At 36.1% G+C, this 6,948-nt stretch carries 6 protein-coding genes and 1 pseudogene; 2 read left to right on the top strand and 5 right to left on the bottom strand.

Going from position 1 to position 6,948, the window contains the following annotated elements:
- Nucleotides 1–170 precede the first annotated feature (170 nt).
- Nucleotides 171–356 (top strand): hypothetical protein, encoded by a 186-nt coding sequence (locus V7659_RS08220; protein WP_335539330.1) that lies wholly within the window; start codon nt 171–173, stop codon nt 354–356.
- 65 nt (nt 357–421) lie between these two features.
- On the opposite strand, the gene V7659_RS08225 is transcribed toward V7659_RS08220, so the two are convergent.
- The 5 genes and pseudogenes from V7659_RS08225 to V7659_RS08245 form a co-directional block, all read right to left on the bottom strand.
- Nucleotides 422–1,360, bottom strand: a complete 939-nt coding sequence (locus V7659_RS08225; RefSeq protein ID WP_335539331.1) for an ABC transporter ATP-binding protein — start codon at nt 1,358–1,360, stop codon at nt 422–424.
- Nucleotides 1,361–2,385, bottom strand: a pseudogene (locus V7659_RS08230) (ABC transporter ATP-binding protein).
- Between the two features lie 17 nt (nt 2,386–2,402).
- Nucleotides 2,403–3,431: an oligopeptide ABC transporter permease gene (opp3C, locus tag V7659_RS08235; RefSeq protein ID WP_335539332.1), complete on the bottom strand. Its 1,029-nt coding sequence runs from the start codon at nt 3,429–3,431 to the stop codon at nt 2,403–2,405.
- Entirely contained in the window at nt 3,428–4,360 is a 933-nt protein-coding gene (opp3b, locus tag V7659_RS08240) for an oligopeptide ABC transporter permease (protein ID WP_144553652.1), read from the bottom strand. Before opp3b ends, opp3C begins: the two co-directional genes overlap by 4 nt.
- Nucleotides 4,361–4,473: 113 nt before the next feature.
- A complete protein-coding gene (locus tag V7659_RS08245) occupies nt 4,474–6,168 on the bottom strand; it encodes a peptide ABC transporter substrate-binding protein (RefSeq protein ID WP_335539333.1) in 1,695 nt (564 codons plus the stop codon).
- A gap of 272 nt (nt 6,169–6,440) precedes the next feature.
- On the opposite strand from V7659_RS08245, the gene V7659_RS32090 reads away from it, so the two are divergent.
- The gene (locus tag V7659_RS32090; protein ID WP_420491713.1) at nt 6,441–6,746 is read left to right on the top strand and encodes a DUF3899 domain-containing protein; all 306 of its coding nucleotides are present in this window, start codon (nt 6,441–6,443) and stop codon (nt 6,744–6,746) included.
- Nucleotides 6,747–6,948: the final 202 nt, after the last annotated feature.

Consider the following 6,948-nt stretch of genomic DNA (forward strand, 5'->3'; position numbering starts at 1 on the left):
CTCAATTATAAATCCGAAATGAAAACGCATTCATTTTATTTTTGAAAACATATCGATGTAATTTAATTTCCTCTTTAAATCAACGGTAAGTTCTTTTACAATAAAGTAGGAGATATTTAAATTTGCACCACAAATATTCTAAGCAGCTGATTAATGGAGGGGTTATTACCATGGGCTCATACATATTGGATTTAACGGTTGTTGCTTTATTAATTATAGGAATCACAGCCTTAATGGGTGTTATTACGAACAGTTTTGGTGAAAAGGTATTCGGTGGTAAAAATCGAAGTGAATTTGTTGATGAAAGTGCCAAATACCAGACTGGATGGAAAACTGTTGGGGGAAATCGGAAATAAGAATACTTAAATATTGTCGTTAACAGGGAAAAAACGATCTCAAATGCGAGATCGTTTTTTTATGATTATCTAGATTGTGCTTGGTATTGTTTGAATTCTTTCTCAGAACATAATACAAAGTGACCTGGTGTAACTTCTCTAAATTCCACTGTTTCATTCGGCTCGTAATTATGACTTGCCGGGTCATAAGACTTCCGCTTACGAGTCCGTTCACTGATTGGATCTGGAGATGGAATTGCTGATAAAAGTGATTGTGTATACGGATGAAGTGGGTTTTTATAGAGATCATCCGCAGATGCAAGCTCCACCATTTTACCAAAATACATAACACCGATCCGATCACTAATGTATTTAACCATTGAAAGATCATGAGCAATAAACAGATAGGTCAAGCTTTTCTCTTTTTGCAGTTTTCTCATTAGGTTTACAACCTGAGCCTGGATAGAAACATCCAGTGCGGAAATCGGTTCATCGGCAATAATAAATTCAGGTTGAACAGCAAGTGCACGTGCAATTCCAATCCGTTGACGCTGACCACCACTAAATTCATGTGGATAACGGTTTGCATGTTCTCTATTCAAGCCCACGGTTTCTAAGAGCTCATACACTTGCTCCATCCGGTCTTCCTTAGACTTTGCTAAACCATGAATATCAATTCCCTCGGCAATAACATCTGCTATTTTTAATCTAGGATTTAAAGATGCATAAGGGTCTTGGAAGATCATTTGCATTTTTCGGTTGAAATCTTTTAATTGCTTCTTTGATTTTTTCCCATGAACATTTACTCCATCGTATAAAACTTCTCCGCCAGTAGCATCATACAAACGAATAATTGTACGTCCTGTTGTGGATTTACCACAGCCAGACTCACCCACAAGGCCCATTACTTCACCTTTATAGATATCAAAGGATACATTATCAACAGCTTTTACTTCATTTGTTTTACCTTCATTAAAATATTGCTTGAGATTTTTGATCTCAAGTAATTTTTCTTTTTCAGCCATTTATTTCCCCTCCTTATTTTCAGGGAATGGTGCTTGATCAGTTTTTCCAACTTTGACTAAATCTGCATTACCAGAAAATTGACTTTGCCGTCTTAGAACAGCAGCTGGCGGTTCGACTTTTGGTGCATCCGGATGGAGCAGCCATGTTGCAGCATAATGCGTATCCGACACTTTGAAGAATGGTGGTTCTTGCTCTAAATCTATCTTCATAACAAATGGATTACGTGGGGCAAACGCATCCCCTTTTGGTGGATCTAATAAATCTGGTGGTGTTCCCGGAATAGAAAATAGTTCATCATCTTGGGTATCCATATCAGGCATCGAACTAATTAATCCCCATGTATACGGATGTTTTGGATTATAGAAAATCTCATCTGCAGTCCCAATTTCAACTATTTTCCCTCCGTACATAACAGCAACACGATCGGCTACATTTGCAACCACACCAAGATCATGCGTAATAAAAATAATTGATGTATCAATTTTCNNGCAATGAGTACTTTCGGGTTACATGCCAAAGCAATAGCGATAACAACCCTTTGCCTCATACCACCAGAGAACTGATGCGGATATTGATCCACACGTAACTCCGCCTTAGGAATACCAACTAGCTTTAATAATTCAATTGCTCTTTCCTTTGCTGCGTGTCTGCTCATGTTTTGGTGTTTAATAAGTGGTTCCATAATCTGGTTGCCAATTTTCATGGTTGGATTTAAAGATGTCATCGGATCCTGAAAAATCATTGATATGTCTTTTCCACGGATTTTTTGCATGTCTTTATCTTTTAATTTTGTTAAATCCTTGCCATCAAATAGAATCTGTCCGCCTTTAATTTCTGAATTATGCTCAGGAAGTAAACGCATGATTGATTTGGTGGTTACAGATTTACCTGAACCAGATTCACCTACAATGGCTAATGTTTCGCCATTATATAAATCAAAACTTACACCACGGATAGCTTTAACTTCACCTGAAAAGGTATGAAACGATATATTTAAGTCTTTTACTTCTAAAATTTTCTCCATTTACATCCACCTGCCTTCTAATCACGCATTTTTGGATCCAATGCATCACGTAATCCGTCTGCAACAAGGTTGAAGCATACCATGATTAACGCAATCATAATGGAAGGAATAATCATTTGATAAGGAAAAGCAATCATCGATTTAAATCCTGCATTTACTAATGTTCCAAGAGATGCATGAGGTTCCTGTAATCCTAACCCGATAAAACTTAAAAATGCTTCAAAGAAAATGGCATTCGGGATAGAAAACATCGTATTAATAATAATTACTCCAAACATATTTGGAATCATGTGTTTAAAAATAATAGACGAATTTGAAGCACCTAATGTTTTAGCCGCAAGAACAAATTCTTGACCTTTAAATTTTAATACTTGGGCACGTACCACACGGGCCATACTTGTCCATCCCGTAATGGTTAAGGCAATAATAATTGGGATAATACCTGGTTTTAACACGAGAATCATTAAAACAACAACAATCAGGTTCGGAATACCCACTATAACCTCGATAATCCTCTGCATTACACTATCTATACGTCCACCTAGATAACCTGAGATGGCTCCATATGCAACCCCAATAGCCATGTCAATTAACGCAGCCATAAAAGCGATAAATAACGATACTTGTGTACCTTTCCAAACACGTGCAAATTGGTCTCGGCCTAAACCATCTGTGCCAAACCAATAATAGGCATCCACCTTACGAACTTCATAAGCGTTATAAACTGTACCATCTCTTCTTGACAAAGTTCCATCAAAAGGAAGCCAGTGAACATTTTCTAAACCTTGAATTCGCGGTGGCAAATTATTATGTTTAGTGTTTTGCGTATCATAGTCATATGGCGTAATCATTGGTCCCACAAAGGCCATGATAATCATGATTACCAGGATAACCATGCTGACTACAGCACCTTTATTTTTCCTGACTCTTAGCCATGAATCCTGCCAGAAATTCAAACTTGGTTTAGCAATTTTTTCACTTTTTGATGGATCAATATGGACAGGAGCAAACATATCCTTTGAAATTGTTATGTCTTTGTTGCTCATTTAGTTTTCCCCCCCGATACACGAATACGTGGGTCGATGATTCCATAAAGAATATCAACAATTAAGATTACTACGATAAATAGGACTGCAAATAAAATGTTAGTACCCATAATAACGGGGTAATCATTCATATTAATTGATTTAACGAACTGCTCACCAATTCCTGGGATTCCAAAAATTTGTTCAATAACAAGGGAGCCAGTCATTAAACTAACTGCTAAAGGCCCTAAGACGGTTACAACAGGTATTAAGGCATTTCTTAAGGCATGCTTAAAGCTTATCTGCCAACGGCTCGCACCTTTAGCTCTCGCCAAAGTAATATAATCAGACCCTAATACTTCAACCATTTCAGTACGCATAAAACGCGCTGCAATCGAGATTGGGAACATCGCTAGTGCAATAGTAGGAAGAATTGTATATTCAGGTCCTTTCCATAACATTACTGGAAGCCAGCCCAATTTTACCGAAATATAATATTGCATTAATCCAGCAAAAATAAATGATGGGATAGATTTACCAACTACTGCGATAAAAGTAGAACCGTAATCTATCCAAGTGTTTTGCTTTAATGCAGCAACTACACCTAATAAGATACCTAAAATTGAACCTACTACCATAGCTTGAAAACCTAATTGTGCAGAAGGTCCCAGGCGATTTGCAATAAGTTCTGTTACAGGGGTATTATCAAATTGGAAGGAAACTCCTAAATCCCCTTTTACCAAGCTCATCATATAGTTAAAATATTGAACAGGCAGGGGGTCGTTCAATCCATATTTATCCAGCAGAATATTTCTCTGAACTTCCGACAGCTTTTCGAAGTTATTAAAAGGACTACCTGGAATTAGCTTCATGAGGAAAAAGGTAAGCGATGTTACGATAAAAAGTGTAATAATCATATAGCCAACACGTTTTAGTATATATTTGACCATGCCTACACCTCCTAATTAATTTGAATTTTCGACATATTACGACAATTCTCACACAGGTAAAAAGAGAGTATATTTACCAATATACTCTCTTTTTATTTGATTAGTTATAGTTACTATTTTGTGATTTTAATCCACTGGTAACTATAGTCAGGACCAAATGCGTGGTGAGCAAAACCTTGAACCTTAGGATTGATTAGTAGGTTCACTGAACGTTGGTAAAGTGGTGCGATAGCTGCATCATCTTCTAACAAGATTTTTTCTGCATCTTGAAGAGCTTTCCAACGATCTTGTGGCTTAGCTACAAGTTCTTCACTAGCTGATTTGATTAACTTATCAAATTCTGGATTGCTATAGCTCATGTGGTTTTGTCCGCCGTTAGTAACCCATAGATCCATGTAAGTCATTGGGTCAGCGTAGTCAGGTCCCCAACCACCCATTAATAAATCATAATCTTCAGCATCTTCACGAGCAATACGAATTTTGAAAGGAACTGCTTCGATTGTAATTTTTAATCCTGGTAAGTTTTTCTCTAATTGATCTTTAACGAATGCATCAGTTACTTTTGAAGTTTCAGTATCTTGACCTACATAAGTAAACTTAACTTCTTTAAGTCCTGTTTCTTTAAGACCTTGTTCCCAAAGCTTTTTAGCTTCGTCTTTGTTAGTGCTTAAGTAAGTTCCTGCAGTGTCACGGAAATCTTTACTATCTAAGAATGAGAAACCTTTTGGTACAAGGAAATCAGCAGGGATTGATCCGTTTGCTAATACATCCTCAGTTAAAGCTTTTTTGTCAACAGTTAAAGCAATTGCTTTACGGATATTAACATTCTTCAATGCTGGGTTCTTTTCGTTCATTTTTAACCACCAGATTGATGGCTCTTGATAGCGAAGTAAATCTTTTTGTCCTTCAAATTGTGAAAGGATTGCAGCTTGTGCAAGTTTTGGTGTGATATCAGCTTCACCAGCAGTATATGCGTTTGCAGATGCTTGTGGATCTTTAGAAACGTTAAAGTTAATTTTCTCTAAAGTAACGTCCTTTGCATTTACATAATCAGCATTCTTTTCTAATACCCACTCAGTACCAGTAGGACCATCCCATTTAGTCATTTTAAACGGACCATTGTAAAGTAGGTGTGTTGCATCTTTCGCATAGTTATCGCCTTCCGCTTCAACAAACTTTTTGTTTTGCGGGAAGAACAATGGGAAAGTTAAGTAAGATTCGATGTATGGAAGTGGTCTTACTAAAGTAATTTCCAAAGTATAATCATCTAGAGCTTTAATACCTAAATCATCAAGTTTTGCTTTACCAGCAACAATTTCAGATGCATTTTTGATTTTGCCTTCCATAAAGTATGCACCGTATGGAGCAGCAACTTTCGGATCAATTGCACGTTGCCATGCAAACACAAAGTCATGTGCAGTTACAGGGTCACCATTAGACCATTTTGTATCTTGTTTTAATTTAATTGTGATAACTGATTTATCATCATTATAAGTTGGTGCTGCTTCAGCAACTCCAGGAATAACTTTTTGGTCTGGATCTAAACGATATAGTCCTTCGTTTGTAGCATTTAACATTGTGAAGCTCAATACGTCTTGAGACATTACGCTGTCCATTGAAGGAATTTCTGCAGACTCAAGAACATTTAGAACTTGCTCATCTGCTAATTGAGTTTCTTCAGTGCCGGCTTTGTTATCGCCTTCATTTTTGGACGTACCTTCATTCTTGTTTCCGCCCGAACATGCTGCAAGGAACATGCTAAGAACTAGTGATAGTACTAATAGTAGTGAAAGTTTTGATTTCTTCACTAGTAGACCTCCCTTTTCTATTATTCTGAAAAATTACTACATTCTCTATTATACATATTTTCTACATTTTGTACATTATTTTTTTGAACTTTATTTACATTTTAGAAACAATCTTTACGTTATCATTACATTTCCCTGTGTTATAATTTAGACTTATACGGATTTTTAATATAATATACTTAAGTGAACCCCTATTAAATCAATCTTTTGGAGGTTATTTAGTGAATTATCAACTTAAGAAAAGGCTCTTAATCTTAGCATTCACACAACTAGTGATTATTTTAATTTCGTTCCTTAATTATCACAAAATTTCTTTGTTAAGCTATATCAATATATCTTTTTATTTTTCTGCAGGACTCCTGCTTACCTCATTGCTTGTTTTTACTATTCATTCAGGATTCTATGACGTCATTTCAAGATCCTTTAGTTTTGCATTTCAAAGAGGCCAGAACAAAAGACGCTTTGATGAAATACCTCCTTTATCAGAACTTGTTACTTTCAACCAAAAACCCTTAGTTTTTTACGGGCTTATTAATGGGCTGTTTATGCTTATTGCCCTTGTCATATATTATTTTTAACTGACTTGAAAATAATTATTCGTTTCATTATAATTAAGTACAATTGTATAGTTGCTTAAAAGGCGATGATAAAGAGTAGTACGTATTTACATTCGGTTCAGAGAGTTTGTGGGTGGTGGAAACAAACACGAATAAATACGGAATGGACTTTGGAGCCTCTGTCTGAACAAGTTATCTTTTGTTTTATAAAAAGTAGGATTAG

Source organism: Neobacillus drentensis (genome assembly GCF_036966985.1).
Taxonomy (GTDB): domain Bacteria; phylum Bacillota; class Bacilli; order Bacillales; family Cytobacillaceae; genus Neobacillus; species Neobacillus drentensis_E.